This is a genomic window from Faecalibacterium prausnitzii, from assembly GCF_003287405.1.
Lineage (GTDB): Bacteria > Bacillota > Clostridia > Oscillospirales > Ruminococcaceae > Faecalibacterium > Faecalibacterium intestinale.
In genome coordinates this window covers 73,305-88,929 of the sequence record NZ_PRLD01000012.1, presented here as the reverse complement: position 1 = coordinate 88,929, position 15,625 = coordinate 73,305, and the positions used below count along the sequence as shown (strand labels likewise).

Annotated in this window: 14 protein-coding genes and 2 pseudogenes; 7 read left to right on the top strand and 9 right to left on the bottom strand. The window is 56.5% G+C overall.

Features of this window, described 5'->3' with window-relative positions:
• The 4 genes from C4N24_RS15530 to C4N24_RS11765 form a co-directional block, all read left to right on the top strand.
• Nucleotides 1-285, top strand: a 285-nt coding sequence (locus tag C4N24_RS15530; RefSeq protein ID WP_207657276.1) for a hypothetical protein, incomplete at its 5' end; no start/stop codon positions are given.
• A 441-nt stretch (nucleotides 286-726) separates the two neighbouring features.
• Nucleotides 727-2,898 (top strand): anaerobic ribonucleoside-triphosphate reductase, encoded by a 2,172-nt coding sequence (gene nrdD, locus C4N24_RS11775; protein ID WP_112091567.1) that lies wholly within the window; start codon nucleotides 727-729, stop codon nucleotides 2,896-2,898.
• An 89-nt stretch (nucleotides 2,899-2,987) separates the two neighbouring features.
• The gene (gene nrdG, locus C4N24_RS11770) at nucleotides 2,988-3,545 is read left to right on the top strand and encodes an anaerobic ribonucleoside-triphosphate reductase activating protein (RefSeq protein ID WP_112091566.1); all 558 of its coding nucleotides are present in this window, start codon (nucleotides 2,988-2,990) and stop codon (nucleotides 3,543-3,545) included.
• Nucleotides 3,546-3,550: 5 nt separating this feature from the next.
• Nucleotides 3,551-4,531, top strand: a complete 981-nt coding sequence (locus C4N24_RS11765) for an Abi family protein (protein ID WP_181573086.1) — start codon at nucleotides 3,551-3,553, stop codon at nucleotides 4,529-4,531.
• 166 nt (nucleotides 4,532-4,697) lie between these two features.
• Here the strand turns inward: C4N24_RS11765 and C4N24_RS11760 are convergent.
• Nucleotides 4,698-6,271, bottom strand: a pseudogene (locus C4N24_RS11760) (RecQ family ATP-dependent DNA helicase).
• Between the two features lie 250 nt (nucleotides 6,272-6,521).
• Between C4N24_RS11760 and C4N24_RS11755 the strand changes: the two are divergent.
• Entirely contained in the window at nucleotides 6,522-7,550 is a 1,029-nt protein-coding gene (locus tag C4N24_RS11755; RefSeq protein ID WP_112091564.1) for a glycosyltransferase family 2 protein, read from the top strand.
• Between the two features lie 133 nt (nucleotides 7,551-7,683).
• Here C4N24_RS11755 and C4N24_RS11750 read toward each other — a convergent pair whose 3' ends face one another.
• The 6 genes from C4N24_RS11750 to C4N24_RS11725 all read right to left on the bottom strand — a co-directional run bounded on the left by C4N24_RS11750 (nucleotide 7,684) and on the right by C4N24_RS11725 (nucleotide 11,755).
• Nucleotides 7,684-8,634 carry an ROK family glucokinase gene (locus C4N24_RS11750; protein ID WP_242983260.1) on the bottom strand — a complete coding sequence of 317 codons (951 nt, stop codon included), beginning with the start codon at nucleotides 8,632-8,634 and terminating at the stop codon, nucleotides 7,684-7,686.
• Nucleotides 8,635-8,784: 150 nt separating this feature from the next.
• On the bottom strand, nucleotides 8,785-9,669 hold the full coding sequence (locus C4N24_RS11745; RefSeq protein ID WP_112091562.1) for a fumarylacetoacetate hydrolase family protein: 885 nt from the start codon (nucleotides 9,667-9,669) through the stop codon (nucleotides 8,785-8,787).
• A gap of 15 nt (nucleotides 9,670-9,684) precedes the next feature.
• A complete protein-coding gene (locus C4N24_RS11740) occupies nucleotides 9,685-10,236 on the bottom strand; it encodes a DJ-1 family glyoxalase III (protein WP_005925413.1) in 552 nt (183 codons plus the stop codon).
• Between the two features lie 89 nt (nucleotides 10,237-10,325).
• Nucleotides 10,326-10,619: a YerC/YecD family TrpR-related protein gene (locus tag C4N24_RS11735; protein ID WP_112091561.1), complete on the bottom strand. Its 294-nt coding sequence runs from the start codon at nucleotides 10,617-10,619 to the stop codon at nucleotides 10,326-10,328.
• A gap of 111 nt (nucleotides 10,620-10,730) precedes the next feature.
• On the bottom strand, nucleotides 10,731-11,225 hold the full coding sequence (locus tag C4N24_RS11730) for a GNAT family N-acetyltransferase (protein WP_112091560.1): 495 nt from the start codon (nucleotides 11,223-11,225) through the stop codon (nucleotides 10,731-10,733).
• 8 nt (nucleotides 11,226-11,233) lie between these two features.
• A complete protein-coding gene (locus tag C4N24_RS11725) occupies nucleotides 11,234-11,755 on the bottom strand; it encodes a nitroreductase family protein (RefSeq protein WP_112091559.1) in 522 nt (173 codons plus the stop codon).
• Nucleotides 11,756-11,980: 225 nt separating this feature from the next.
• On the opposite strand from C4N24_RS11725, the gene C4N24_RS11720 reads away from it, so the two are divergent.
• Together C4N24_RS11720 and C4N24_RS11710 are read left to right on the top strand one after the other, a co-directional pair.
• Nucleotides 11,981-12,571, top strand: a complete 591-nt coding sequence (locus C4N24_RS11720) for an RICIN domain-containing protein (RefSeq protein WP_112091558.1) — start codon at nucleotides 11,981-11,983, stop codon at nucleotides 12,569-12,571.
• A 352-nt stretch (nucleotides 12,572-12,923) separates the two neighbouring features.
• Nucleotides 12,924-13,433, top strand: a complete 510-nt coding sequence (locus C4N24_RS11710) for an NUDIX hydrolase (protein ID WP_112091557.1) — start codon at nucleotides 12,924-12,926, stop codon at nucleotides 13,431-13,433.
• A gap of 107 nt (nucleotides 13,434-13,540) precedes the next feature.
• Here the strand turns inward: C4N24_RS11710 and C4N24_RS11705 are convergent.
• Both C4N24_RS11705 and C4N24_RS11700 read right to left on the bottom strand, forming a co-directional pair.
• Nucleotides 13,541-13,831 (bottom strand): annotated as a pseudogene (locus C4N24_RS11705) (tryptophan synthase subunit alpha); the annotation flags it as partial.
• 416 nt (nucleotides 13,832-14,247) lie between these two features.
• Entirely contained in the window at nucleotides 14,248-15,450 is a 1,203-nt protein-coding gene (locus C4N24_RS11700; RefSeq protein WP_112091556.1) for an erythromycin esterase family protein, read from the bottom strand.
• Nucleotides 15,451-15,625: the final 175 nt, after the last annotated feature.

Here is a 15,625-nt window from a genome sequence, read left to right as displayed (position 1 = left end):
TTCCAACACGAAAATAGGTTCCGTTACAAGTTCTTTCGATATTGTTCAATTTTCAAGGTCCTGTGCGCCGCAGCCTTAGCGGCTGACGACTTGATTATTTTACCACAGAAGTGGTTTTTTGTCAAGCACTTTTTTGAGAAGCTTTTGAAGTTTTGTGAACTTGGAGCGCTTTCAGTTTCTCGGTATCAGCCGGAACTTTTCAGCGTCTATTGGTTCTTTTCAAGGGCTTCCTGCTGGGACTTCAGAAGTCATTCTTTTGTCTCAGCGCTTGGCGCTCACATATAGTACCATACCGCAACCGCTTTTGCAAGCCTTTTTTACATTTTTTTCGCCTTTTTTTGCGCTTTGTGAACTATCGCCAGTTTTCCGCCGGGAACCGCCGGGTGTTTTGACGTCTCCGGCAGCGGTGGTGTCTCCCGCCCTATATTATTACATTATATAGGCAGCGTGATGTACAAACGGGTATAGACAGCGGCTTATATTACCCGCCGGAAAGCGTACTGCGCTGTCAAGACTTTCCGTGCAAAATTTTGTCCCGAAAAATATCTGCGATTTTTGGCGATTGCTACAAAACGCAAAATATAGTGGTATTTCGCTTGACTTGCCACTAGATAATGATAAAATAGAGCTACATTCAGTTTGTTGGATATCGTTGTGCGCAAACGGGTATCTCTTAGGGTAAGGGATACCCGTTCACAATGCGCCTATATAGAAGGAGGAGAACCGATGAAGATCATCAAACGAAACGGTGCAGAAGTTCCTTTTGATATTACCAAGATCATCACCGCCGTTACCAAAGCCAGCGATTCTGTGGGCGGTCAGGCTCGTCTGAGCCGGGAGCAGATCACCCAGATCGCCGCAGCCGTTACCGACCAGTGCCAGCAGCTCAACCGCGCGGTCAGCGTGGAAGAAGTACAGGATCTGGTGGAGAACCAGCTGATGGACATTCAGGCGCACGATGTAGCACGCCACTATATCACCTACCGCTACGTCCAGAGCCTGAAGCGCCAGACCAACACCACTGACGAGCGTATCCTGAGCCTGATCGAGTGCCAGAACGAAGAGGTCAAGCAGGAGAACGCCAACAAGAACCCCACCGTCAACAGCGTGCAGCGCGACTATATGGCCGGCGAGATCTCCAAGGATCTGACCGCCCGTCTGCTGCTGGACCCGGAGATCGTAAAGGCGCATCAGGAGGGTCTGATCCACTTCCACGATTCCGACTACTTCGCCCAGCATATGCACAACTGCGATCTGGTGAATCTGGAGGATATGCTGCAGAACGGTACCGTTATCTCCGGCACCTATATCGAAAAGCCGCACAGCTTCTCCACCGCCTGCAACATTGCCACCCAGATCATTGCACAGGTGGCCTCCAACCAGTACGGCGGCCAGAGCATCAGCCTGACCCATCTGGCACCCTTTGTGGACGTCTCCCGCAAGAAGATCGCCGCTGAGGTGGAGCTGGAGATGGAAGGTCTGGACGTCTCTGCCGAGCGCAAGAAGGAGATCGTGGAGCGCCGTCTGCGCAACGAGATCAACCGCGGCGTGCAGACCATCCAGTATCAGGTGGTCACTCTGATGACCACCAACGGTCAGGCACCCTTCATTACTGTATTCATGTATCTGGGCGAGGCCCGCAACCCGCAGGAAAAGGCCGACCTTGCCATCATTATTGAAGAGACCATCCGGCAGCGCTATCAGGGCGTGAAGAACGAGGCAGGCGTGTGGATCACCCCCGCCTTCCCTAAGCTGATCTATGTGCTGGAAGAGGACAACATCCGCCCCGGCGCCCCCTACTACTACCTGACCGAGCTGGCTGCCAAGTGCACTGCCAAGCGCATGGTGCCGGACTATATCTCGGAAAAGAAGATGCTGGAACTCAAGGTGGACAAGAACGGCGAGGGTCACTGCTACACCTGCATGGGCTGCCGCAGCTTCCTGACCCCCTATGTGGACCCCGAGACCGGCAAGCCCAAGTACTATGGCCGCTTCAATCAGGGCGTGGTCACCATCAATCTGGTGGACGTTGCCCTGAGCTCCGGCGGCAATTTTGAAAAGTTCTGGAAGATCTTTGACGAGCGTTTGGCGCTGTGCCACCGCGCTTTGCAGGCACGTCATCAGCGGCTGCTGGGCACCCCCAGCGATGCCGCCCCCATCCTGTGGCAGTACGGTGCGCTGGCACGCCTGAAGAAGGGTGAAAAGATCGACAAGCTGCTGTTCGGCGGCTACTCCACCATCAGTCTGGGCTATGCCGGCCTGTACGAGTGCGTGAAGTATATGACCGGGAAGAGCCACACCGACGCCGGTGCCAAGCCCTTTGCCCTGAGCGTGATGCAGCACATGAACGACAAGTGCAACGAGTGGAAGAAGGCCGAGAACATGGACTACTCCCTCTACGGCACCCCGCTGGAATCCACCACCTACAAGTTTGCCAAGTGCCTGCAAAAGCGCTTTGGCATCGTGGAGGGCATCACGGACAAGAACTATATCACCAACAGCTACCATGTCCATGTCTCTGAACCCATCGACGCCTTTACCAAGCTGAAATTCGAGGCCGACTTCCAGCGCCTGTCCCCGGGCGGTGCCATCAGCTATGTGGAAGTGCCCAATATGCAGGACAATCTGGAAGCCGTCATGAGCGTGCTGCAGTTCATCTACGACAACATCATGTATGCCGAGTTGAACACCAAGTCCGACTACTGTCAGGTGTGCGGCTATGATGGCGAGATCAAGATCGTAGAGGACGACGGCAAGCTGGTGTGGGAGTGCCCCAAGTGCGGCAACCGCGACCAGAACAAGCTGAATGTTGCCCGCCGCACCTGCGGTTATATCGGCACCCAGTTCTGGAATCAGGGCCGCACGCAGGAGATCAAGGACCGCGTGCTGCATCTGTAAAAACAGCAAAACTTTATTTTTGATTTGATGTTTGGAGCGGTCTTTCGGCCGCTCCAAACATCTTTTCAGCAAACGACAGGAACATTAGCATGAACTACGCAAACATCAAGTATTACGATATCGCCAACGGCCCTGGGGTGCGCACCAGCGTTTTTGTATCCGGCTGCCGCCATCACTGCCCGGGCTGCTTCAACGCCGTAGCATGGGACTTTGCCTACGGTCAGCCCTTTGATAAGACCGTGCGCAACGAGGTATTCGTCTCCTGTCAGCCGGACTATATCGCCGGGCTCTCCCTGCTGGGCGGCGAACCCTTTGAGCCGGAGAACCAGCGGGAGCTGCTGCCCTTTGTGCGCAACTTCAAGGCGCTGTACCCTGCCAAAACGGTGTGGTGCTATTCCGGCTACACTTGGGAACAGCTTACCGGCAAAGAGCCCAGTCCCGCGCGGTGCGAGGTGACCGACGAGCTGCTGGCACTGCTGGATGTGCTGGTGGACGGCAGATTCGTGCAGGCCGAACACGACATCTCCCTGCGCTTCCGCGGCAGCCGCAACCAGCGCCTGCTGGACGTACCCAAGTCCCTTGCCGCCGGGCAGCCCGTGTGGTGGGAGGACGAAAAGGTGTTCGCCACCCATACCATGGAACGGTGATGCACATGAGTTATAAAACGATTGATGGTCTGATGCGTCATTTGCGCAGCAACGGCATTGCAATTTCCGGCAGTGTACAAAAACGGCAGTTAATCAACACTGGCTACTATCACGGGTACAAAGGGTATCGCTTTTTCCGTTCTGCCGGAACTCGGTTGCCCTTTTCTTCCTATCAGGAGCTATCTGCCACCATTGAATACGATTCTGCATTAAAAGCGCTTTTTTACGGCAGAATGATGTTCATTGAAACTGCTGTCAAAAACATCGCCTTGCAGGGTATTTTGGAAAACGCGAATTCCGAAAGCATTCAGGATATGCTGGATCGTGTAGTGTGCAGCTACAACAATTCTCCCTCTGACTTTACGCCGGAGCAGAAAAAACGTGCTCAGCAGCGAAAGCTGAATCTTCAGCGTTCTATTCAGACAAGTCTTGCAAATGCCTATGAAAAAGGAAACCCCAAAATCACCCACTTTTATAACAATCCCCTGTATTCCGGGGTGCCCATTTGGGCTTATTTTGAGATCATGACGATGGGCGATCTTGGTTATCTTCTCTCCTGTCTGACGAAGCCCGTGCGGAAGGATATCTCTCAGCGAATCGGGATCGATCTTTCCAACGATACCAATTGCGAGTTGCTTTTTCGGTATATCTACGCTTTAAAGGATCTGCGCAATGCAATCGCGCACAATGCCGTTGTGTTCGATACCAGATTCCGTACCTTTGACCCCTCAAAGGCCATGAGCACCTGTCTGAAATCTGCGATCGGCCTGCCGTATGTAAATTTCAAAACGATTGGCGACTATCTGATCCTGATGTGCTATTACCTGAAACTTCTGCACACACCCAAAACAGAAATCAACGCATTCATTCGGGACTTTACGCGGATCACAGAAACCTATCGCAATTCTGTCGATCCCGCTGTTTCCGCAATTGTTATCCACCCTGATCTTCCTTCCAGAATGAACATTCTGAAAAATTATATCTGACAGTTGCATTTTCCAGTGCGATGGAGTATAATATATCTACTAATTGGGGTATGCGTTCTTCCGGACGCATACTTGAGAGAGCCGGAGAGATTCGGCTCTCTTTTTTAATGCAAAACGCCCCCATTTTCCACAGAGTTTTGCTCTGACGTAGAAAAATGGGGGTTTCTCACTCCCGGCTGCCCACGGCGTCCTCGATGACGCGCAGAAAGGCGTTGCCGTAGCGGGCGGCTTTCTTTTCGCCCACGCCGCTGATGTTCAGCAGCTCGTCGATGCTCATGGGCTTTTTCTCTGCCATCTCCCGCAGGGTGGCATCGTTGAACACCATAAAGGCGGGCAGGTTCTGCTTGCCCGCAAGGCGCTTGCGCACAGCGTACAGAGCGTTGAGCAGCTTTTCGTCCGCTTCGCTCAGGCTGCCGGCTGCGGCGGGCTTTGCGCGGCGGGGCTTTTCCAGCCGGTCGGCGCTCTGGGCGGCACGGCGGCGGGCGTACTCCACCTGCAACTGCGCTTCCTGCTCGGCGGCAAGGCAGCAGGAGCAGTTGCCGCACTTTTTGGGCGCTGCTTCCCCGAAGTATTGCAGCAGAAAGCCGCGCAGGCAGTGCTGGGTGGTGGAGTAGAAGGTCATGTACTTGAGCCGCTCCTCTGCCTTGCGGGCGGCTTCGGCCTTTACATCGGCGGGCAGACCGTTGTCGGCTTCCCGCTCCTTGTCGATAAAAAATCGGATGGTGCGCACATCTGTGCCGGAATACAGCAGGGTACACCGGGCGGGCTGACCATCGCGCCCGGCGCGTCCAGCCTCCTGATAATAGCTTTCCAGATCCTTGGGCATATTATAATGGATGACGAACCGCACGTTGGGCTTGTCGATGCCCATGCCGAAAGCATTGGTGGCAACCATCACCTGCACCCGGTCGTAGAGGAAATCGTCCTGATTCTGCCGCCGGGTGTCCGCATCCAGCTTTGCGTGGTAGGCTGCCGCCCGGATGCTGCGGCTCTGCAGCAGCTGCACCGTCTCATCCACCTGCCGGGTGGTGCTGCAATACACGATGCCCGCATGATTGCCCTCCTTGAGCACCAGTTCCAGCAGCTCCTTGGGCTTCTGGCTGGGCAGCGCCCGCCGGGTCTCAAAGTACAGATTTGGGCGGTCGAAGCTGGTGGTCACCTCGTAAGGATCTCGCAGCGCCAGATGGGTGCGGATATCCTCCCGCACATGGGCGGTGGCGGTGGCGGTGAATGCGCCTATGACCGGGCGGGCAGGCTGTCCACAAATGCCTTGATGCGCAGATAGCTGGGGCGGAAGTCCTGTCCCCACTGGCTGATGCAGTGCGCCTCGTCCACCGTGACCATGCTGATCTGCCGCTCCTGCGCAAACCGCTGGAAGCCCGGCATCTCCAGCCGCTCCGGAGCCACATAGATGATCTTATACCAGCCCTCCCGGGCGCGGTGCAGCATCAGCGCCTTCTGGTTGTCGGTCAGGCTGTTGTTCAGAAAAGCCGCCGCCACGCCCGCCTGCACCAGCGCTCCCACCTGATCCTTCATCAGGCTGACCAGCGGGGACACCACGATGGTAATGCCCGGCAAAAGCAGTGCCGGTACCTGATAGCAGATGGACTTGCCCGCGCCGGTGGGCATGACCGCCAGCACATCCTGCCCGGCCAGCAGGCGGCTGACGATCTCCTCCTGCCCGGGGCGGAAGCTGTCGTAGCCGAAAACTTTTTTCAGGATACTGTGCGGGTTTTCCATGGTCTCCTCCGTTATATAAGTAGGTGCGCTGACGCGCCGATCGCTCAAAACCTTATCAGTATACCACAAAACCGATACTTTTGGCAGAAAAAAGCGTCACTTTGCGCAAAAATGTGCGATATCCACTCTTTCTGCCCGGGAAGGATAGCTTTTCAGGCGCGAAAATGCTATAATGAGAACACATATCTCCATGCCACCCCCGCAGACTGCCCGGCATGGATCATGCAATGTAAAAAGGAGCATTTATAATATGCAGCAGAAACTTATCACCTTTGCCGTGCCCTGCTACAACTCGGCAGCCTATATGCGTCACTGCATCGAAACGCTGCTGAGCGCAGGCGAGCAGGCCGAGATCATTCTGGTGGACGATGGTTCCGTCAAGGATGACACCCCCGCCATCTGCGACGAGTACGCCGCAAAGTACCCCACCATCGTCAAGGCCATCCATCAGGAGAACGGCGGCCACGGCGAGGGCGTCAATCAGGGCATCCGCAACGCCACCGGCCTGTACTACAAGGTAGTGGACAGCGACGACTGGCTGGACACCGACGCCCTGAAAAAGGTGCTGGAGCGCCTGACTACGCTGGTAGCCCGCGGCACCGCGCCGGATCTGATGATCTGCAACTATGTGTACGAGCACGTGGAGGACGGCACCAGCCACACCGTGCGCTACACCAACGTGTTCCCGCAGAATCGTCTGTTCGACTGGGTGCACGTCCGGCACTTCCGCCCGGATCAGAACCTGCTGATGCACTCGGTCATGTACCGCACCGAGGTGCTGCGCCAGTGCGGCATGGTGCTGCCCAAGCACACCTTCTATGTGGACAACATCTTTGTGTACCAGCCCCTGCCCTACGTCAAGAGTATGTACTATATGGATCTGGATCTGTACCGCTACTTCATCGGCCGCGCAGACCAGAGCGTGAACGAGAGCGTGATGATCGGCCGCGTGGATCAGCAGCTGCGGGTCACAAAGCACATGATCGACTGTCAGGATCTGGACGCGCTCAAGGGTCAGAAGCGTCTGCGCGCCTACATGGTGCACTACCTCTCTGTGATGATGGCGGTCAGCGACATCTTCCTGCTGCTGGACGGCAGCGCCGAAGCACACGCCAAAAAGGCAGAGCTGTGGCAGTACCTCAAGGATCACGTTACCCCCGGCGTCTACCGCGCCGTACGCGTGAACCTTGGCGGCCTGACCGACCTGCGCTTCCCCGGCGGCGATAAGGTGGTCATTTCCACCTACCGCCAGCTGCGCAAGATCTTCAAGTTCAACTAAGGGCTTTTGCAAAACAGCACCAACAAAAAAGAGATAGGTTTCCCCGAAAGGGGTTGCCTATCTCTTTTTGCTTTGATCTTATGTTTTCAGCCTTCTGCCCGATCGGTACGGTGAAGGCGGGCTATTTTCCTTATCAGGCACCCACGATCAGGCGCACGGCACCGTAGATGCCGGCATCGTTGCCAAGGCTGGCGGCCTTGATGGGAGTCTCCTTACAGGACTGGAAGGCGTACTCCTTGTAGTGGCGCACCAGCGGGTTGAACAGAATCTCCCCGGCGCGGGCCACGCCGCCGCCGATCATGAACATTTCGGGGTCGGTGGTGGCGGCAATGTTGGCCAGTGCCATGCCCAGCGTAGAAGCCATCTCGTCCACCTCGCGGGCGGCCAGTGCGTCCCCGGCGCGGGCGGCGTCGAACACGTCCTTGGCTTCAAAGTCCTTGCCGCGCAGGGTGCAGGCGGTGTCCGGGTTTGCGTCCAGCAGCTTCTTCATGCAGCGCACAACGCCGGTGGCGCTGGAATACTGCTCCAGACAGCCGCGCTTGCCGCAGCCGCAGACGGCGGTCTCGTGGGGGTTGACGGTGATGTGGCCGATCTCGCCGCCGGCACCGTGAGCGCCATCGATGACCTTGCCGTTCACGATGACGCCGCCGCCCACGCCGGTGCCCAGCGTGACCATGACGGCGCTGCGGCAGCCCTGTGCCGCGCCCATCCAGATCTCGCCCAGCGCAGCCACGTTGGCGTCGTTGCCCACCAGCACCCGGATGCCGCCCAGCAGCTCGCTGAGTTCAATGGACACGTTGCGGTTGCCCCAGCCGCCAAGGTTTGCACACACGATGGGCACGATGCTGGAATCCAGCACCGGGCCGGGCACGCCCAGACCGACACCCTCGACCTCGTCTGCGGACAGACCCTTTTCCTGCATCTTCTGCTGCACGGCAGCAGCCAGATTTTCCAGAATGTGAGCACCATTATTGGAAGTATCGGTGCTTACCTCCCACTTTTCCAGCAGCTTGCCGCTGGTGGTGAACAGGCCGACCTTGGCAGTAGTGCCGCCCAGATCAATGCCAAATGCGTATTCCTTCATGTCATTTACCCCTTTGATGCGGATGCGCCGCATTTTTTATCAGTATTTTATAGTATACCATATTTTTCCGCAAAAGAGCAGTGCTGCGGCGGCATTTCGTGCAATCGGACTGAAATCCATGTAAAATTTTGGGCAGTTCCACAAGTAGATTCAGCGCACGGTGTTGGTCAGCGTGCCAATTCCCTCGATCTCGCACTGCACGGTGTCGCCCGGGTGCAAAAACTGCGGCGGGTCCATGCCCATGCCCACCCCGGCAGGGGTGCCGGTGGCAATGATGGTACCGGCTTTCAGGGTCATGCCCTGCGAAAGCTCGTGGATGACGTGGTCGATATCAAAAATTTGCAGCTTGGTGTTGGAATCCTGCCGCAGCTCGCCGTTCACCCGGCTGCGGATAGGCAGCGCGGGCGGGTAGGTGTCAAATTCGTCGGCGGTGACGATGCAGGGCCCCATGGGGGTAAAGCCGTCCAGACTTTTGCCGAAATACCACTGCTTGTGGGCGGTCTGCACGTCCCGGGCGGAGACGTCGTTCAGGATGGTGTAGCCGAACACATAGTCTTGGGTCTGCCCGGCGGGCACATCCTTGGCGTCCTTACCCAGCACCACCGCCAGCTCACACTCGTAGTCCAGCTTCTGCACAAGGTCGGTGTGTGCTTCGATGAAGCCGCCGTCCGGTACCGCGCGGCTGACCCGCTTGGAGAAGTAGATGGCGTCCTGATGCTGGGTGGAAAAGGCGTCCGCAGAATACTTTTCGGCCTCATCCGAGTGCGCCATATAGTTGATGCCCAGACAGACCACGTCCTGTGCAGGGCTGGGGATGGGGCTTTGCAGGGTGACGGCTTCCACCGGCAGCGCCGGGATGCCGCTGATGGCCAGCTGCAAACCGAACCGCACCTGCGGGGTGAGAAAGGGGATGGCGTCAGACAGGGTCTCGTAGGAGAGCCCCAGCCAGCTCAGCGGCCAGACCTGTGTGCCGTCCTGCGAGAGGATGGCAGGGTCCTCCACACCGTCCGGCAGGCGGCAGGTGACAAAACGCATACAGTGCCCCTCCTCTCAGTGCCGGTAGGCGATGGCGCTGCGGATGCGGTCGGCTTCCGCTTCTCCGGCCAGCTGGCGCACCAGCTCCAGCGCAAAGGGGATGGCACCGCCCAGACCGTAGCTGGTGGTGATGTTGCCATCCACGACCACCTCGGTGTCCAGCACATGGGCACCCGCCAGCTTGTCTTGAAATGCAGCGTGAGCGGTGGCGTTTTTGCCCTCCAGCAGACCCAGTGCTGCCAGCACGCTGGGTGCGGCGCAGATGGCGGCTACCTTTTTGCCTGCCTTTGCAAAGGCAACGCAGGTGTCGGTCACCGTCTTGTTGGCGGCAAGGTTCGGCGTACCGGGAATGCCGCCGGGCAGCACCACCAGATCTACGTCGGAATAATCGACCTCCTCTGCCAGTGCATCGGCGGTGATATGCACCTTATGGCTGCTCAAAATCTCCCGGCTGCCGGAAGCGCTGGCAACCAGCACCTCCACCTTGGCGCGGCGGAGCAGGTCCACCACCAGCAGAGCCTCGCACTCCTCGGTGCCCTCTGCAAAAAATACAACAGCTTTTGCCATAAGAATAACCTCCCATATCAAATATCAAAAAGAAAAGCCGCGTGCCGCAGCTTTGGGCAATGCCCTTTTGGCGGTACGCGGCCTTTGGATCAGTCAGCGGCCTTTTTTTCAGCTTCCAGCAGCGCACGCAGCACACTGTCGTCCGCGCTCAGCACCCGGCTGACCCGGCTGATGATAGCGCTGGACGCACCGGTCTTGTCCATGATCTCGGTGTAGATGCGCTTGTCGGCCAGCAGCTCGGCAATGTTGTAGCGCTGCTCCATTGCGCTGAGCTCCGAATAGCTGCACACGTCCTGCAGAAAACGATAGCATTCCTCCGGGGTCTTGAGCTGCAGAAAAGCCCGGTACAGGCCGGAGTTGCCGGTGGGATGATCTTTCGCCATGATAGTCTCCTTTTTTGCACAGAATGCCCGCAGACAGCGGCTTTATTACACTACATCAGTGTAGTACAAACGCGGATAAATTTCAATGGCTATTTTGTGATTTTTCGGAAATCAGCTCAGGGTATGCTCATACACCAGCTCGTTGCGGGGTATGGTGCCGGTCTCCTGCTCGGCGGGGCGCAGCTCGCGGTAGCGCAGCGCCTTGAAGAACTGCTGCACAGGCAGCGCCTTGGCGTGGATGGTGCACCACACCCGGCCCTTGCCCTCGCCCTTGGCCAGCCGCTCACAGGTCTGCACGATGTCCCGGCCAATGGCTTTGCCGCGGTATTCCGGCTTGAGGTACAGGTGCATCAGGTGCAGGGCGGTGTTCTCCATCTTCCACGCAAAGTAGCCGATGAGCTTGCCCCCCAGAAACACCAGAAAATAGTTCACGTCATTGTCGATGTCCGCTTCAATGGCGTCGGCGCTTTGCAGCTCCTCCACAAGGGTGTCCAGCTGCTTTGCGGGGTAGTAGCGCTTGTAGACCTCGTGCCACAGCTCGCTGGCAAGGTCGGCAGTGTTGTGGATGTATTTGGCCTTTGCGACCAGCTTGTAATCAGGCTTCATAAAACTCCTTATACTCTTACGATGTAATCCGGTTTGCGGGGCGCGGCGGGCTTGGGTTCGGCGGCGGGGTAGCCCAGAATGCAGTGGCCTACGCCGATCCAGTCGCCCTCGATGCCCCACTTTTTCAGCAGTGCCTTGCCCTCGGCGGAGTCGAACTCCTCCCGGGCGCGGTTGATCCAGCAGCTGCCCAGCCCCAGCGATGCGGCAGCCAGCATCAGGTTACCCATGACAAGGCTGCCGTCCTGCACGGCGCAGTTTGCGTGGGCATCGGCCAGCACCACCAGAATGGTGGGTGCGCCGTACATGGGGTCGCTGTCGGCACCCATGACGGCGGCGTTCATCCGGGTCAGTTGGGCGCGGGTAGCGGCATCCTGCACGACCACGATCTTAGCGCTCTGGCGTCCCATAGCGCTGGCAGCGTAGGTGCCGGCCTCCAGCACGGCGTCCAGCTCTGCATCCGTGATCTGCTGGGGCTTGTAGGCGCGGCAGCTGCGGCGGCTGTGAATGGTTTGTAAAGTCTCGTTGGTCATGAAAGATCCCCTCCTTAATAGTGGATGGCTTTATTGTACCACAACCTGCGCCGGAGTGCAAAGTGCCCGCCGGTAAAAAACATTGCTGGCTTCCGAAAACGTTTGCGCTGCAAAAACACGACAGAATGCACAAAAAACAAAAGAAAGATTATGGAAAAGCATTCTTGTTGCCAGCGGGCAAATCGGGTATAATAGGGCTACCATAGCGGAAAGGAGTTGTGCTCTATGGCAAAGGCATCGCAGGTCGTCATTATGGAGGGGGAATACTACATTATCAAGTCCCCCAACGGAAAGGTACTGGAAGTAAAGGATTTCAACACGGAGAACGGCGCCGGCATCCAGCTGTGGAGCTATGCGGGGCATCCGTGGCAGCAGTGGCAGTTTGTGGACGCGGGCGAGGGACGCTGGCGCATCCAGAACCGCTTTACCGGCAAGATGATCGATCTGGCGCTTGGCGGCGTGGTGGAGGGCACATGGCTGCACCAGTGGAGCCGCACCAGCGGGCTGAGCCAGTGCTGGGCGCTGGAACCTACCCGCAGCGGACGCACCCGCATCCGCAATGTGCTGTCGGATAAGTACATCGACCTTGTGGGCATGAACACTGCCAACGGCGCGCAGGCGCAGATCTGGAACTATGTGGCGGGCGGCAATCAGGAGTGGACGCTGGAGCGCATCGACCCCGACGCTGCCCAGGCCGGCAAGCGTGCCGGGGAAGCCAAAGACCCCCAGCCCACCCCCAGCCAGCGCAAGCACCAGAACGATTTGGTGCGCAAGCTGAACAGCGCAGGCAAGGGACGCGCCGAACGCAAGGCATAAATCGAAAAACGCTTCCGCTGCTTTGTGGGCATCCGCAGCGGAGACACTTCCCAAAGGGCTGCTGCACAGCGTTTCATGCAGCAGCCCTTTCTTATGAAAAGAGATACGGTCAGCGGTCTCGCCCTCTCAGTCATCGCTACGCGATGCCAGCTCCCCCAAAGTGGGAGCCCTTGGCAGTCCACACAAACTTCATCTCTTTGCCAAGGCCTCTCCCTTTGAGGAAAGACTTCCCCCGCACCGGGGGAAGATGTCGCGCAGCGACAAAAGGGGGAGTGTGGATGCGAACGCAGTGAGCAGACGGAGAGGGCGAGCATACTGACAAAAAACATCGGACAAAAAAGGAGAACTCCCCATGAACTTAGGCGCATTTATGGACCCGGAATTTCCCATCTTCAGCACCACCCTTTGCTATCTGGAGCGGGAGGACGCTTACCTGATGCTGCACCGCATCAAAAAGCAGGATGACTACAACCACGACAAATGGGTGGGTGTGGGCGGCAAATTTGAACGGTTTGAAAGCCCGGAGGACTGCCTTGTGCGGGAGGTGCGGGAGGAGACCGGCCTTACCCTGACGCGCTACCGCGCCCGGGGACTGCTGACCTTTGTGTGGGGCAATATGACCGAGTTCATCCATCTGTACACCGCCGACCGGTGGGAGGGCGAAATGATCCGGGGTGATGCCTGCGCCGAGGGAGAACTGCAGTGGGTGCAGAAGTCTGAGGTGCAAACGCTGCCCATCTGGGAGGGAGACAAGCTCTTTTTCCGTCTGCTGGAGGAAGAGCATCCCTACTTTTCCCTCAAGCTGGTGTATGACGGCGATACCCTGAAGCAGGCCGTGCTGGACGGCAAACGCATCGTCTGAGCAAGCTGCAAAAAAGAACAAAAAGCATCGGCAAACTCCGCTGGTTTTCTGAGGTTCAGAAGCGGAAGCTGCCGATGCTTTTATTTATGTTCTTTGTTTGTGCGCGGTCATCCGCGCACGGCGTCCTTCATGCGTTTGACGTAGGCACCGATCTGCTCCGGTGCGGCAGTGCCGTACTGCTCCAGCAGCTTGATGATGGCCGAGCCGACGATGGCACCATCGGCGATGCCTGCCATCTTTGCGGCCTGCTCCGGGGTGGAGATGCCAAAACCGATGGCGCAGGGCGTCTTGGTGTTCTCCCGCACCACCTTTACAATGGCGGCAAGGTCGGTTTTGATCTCACTGCGGGTGCCGGTGACGCCAAGGCTGGACACGATATACAAAAAGCCCGGCGCTTCTGCCGGAGGAGTGTAAAAGAAAAACGCCCTTGACAGAAGAAACCTTCTTCTGTCAAGGACGAATAAAGCTTGGCCTTTGATCCGCGGTGCCACCCTGACTTCATGGGAACGACCCCATGCACTTGGCGGGATGCCAACACATCCCCGGCAACTGACGTATGCCCTACGTTGCAGAATACTGTGCGGCAAAAGCACCGCAGTTCCCTGCACCCTCAGCGGTCCATTTCAGGAAAAAGCGACGCAAGGCCGCCTTTTCCTTGACGAACTGTTTCCGGTCTGCTTCTCAGCTGCGCAGGCTCTCTGTACAGGCATGGTTCGCCGTTATCTCCGCTTCAACGGTTTAGTGTATTGAATTTGCCTATATTAAAGCACGGATTTGGGATTTGTCAATACCAAATTTTGCTTTGGGGAAAATTTTACCTATGGCTGAGCCAATACCAGCCCGGATGCTCCTCGCTGCTTGTGATCTGATCCGGGTGCTCAAACAATATTGCATACTGCGCAATTTTTTCATCCGGGATGTCAGGGGCTCCCGCAAAGAACTTTCCGTTTTCAGCGGCGGGATTCTTTGCGCGGGCGGTATTATACAAGATGATATGGTTCGTATCAGATTCGCCCAGATCTCCGATCTCATAGGTCACGATGCCGTCAATGACGGTCAGTTTGCCGTCAAGGAAGCTTTCTTCACCAGCCATCCGTGAAACGAAACAATCATCGATCCAATAAACCGTTCCATCGCCAACATAGCGTGTCATTTGGACGTGTGCTGCCCCGAACGAACCGAAATACTTTGCAGTTGGATTTTCCTGATAGATCCGCTGGAGATTTGCATACAGGGCATCCTCCCGATAAGCCATAGCCTTGCCGCCAGGTTGAAGCTCTGCCTGATAATCGTTCAGTTCATTGCACGTCAGCTCCTGTTGCCAGCCCAGAAGAGCACGCTCCAGATGGATCATCTTATCGCCCAGCACTAATTCGAGTTGTTCCGGCCGAGTCTGCATCTGCTCGATCAGCTGTGGCAGCAGACTGTTTTGAAAACGATACTGCAACCGGCATTTCTGGATGCCGATCAAAAGCATCTGTGTCTCTCTGTCTGCTGCTGAAAAATCACAATCTTTCAGAAGATACTTGCAGAAGGTGCAGAGCATCTCAATCGAATCCGTGATATCTGCGCCAACGATGGAGATCTTATCATTGTCCGGTCTGTTTCGGTTGAATTCCGACATCCACCGGAATAATTCGTAGTCCTCTTGGGATATCGTAAACTGATCGAACGCATCGGAAAAGGTCATCCGGTTCTGTATCGTTTCGTTTTCGATAAAGCCGCTTGCATAGCCATGCTCCATCAAAAGGACACGCACACCTTTTTTCTCCACAAGATACTTGAATAGCACATTGCGGAACTTTTGGTATTCTACTTTTCGATGAATCTCGCCAAAGATATAGACCTGCGCGTCATCGTATCGGAGCATTCTGGAAAGCCCGGAACCGGTGGAGAGATCGATGATCTGAGCGCTTCTTGGATAAAGTTCAAACACAAGAGCGAAAAGAAGGACAAGAGCAGCTGCGAAAGCGAGGAACCTCTTGCGCAAACTGCTGTTATATCGCGGTGCTTTCATGACGACACTCCTTGGTATTTTATAATGCGGGAAGGTGGTTTTGTTTTACGCTCATACCACGAAAAAATCCACATTATGGTAACGAAAAACGGTTTTTCTGTCATGAAAAGGCACGGCTCTGTCCTATAGAGTGCACTATTTGCGATTTCAACCTAATCGTATTATAATCGCTGTG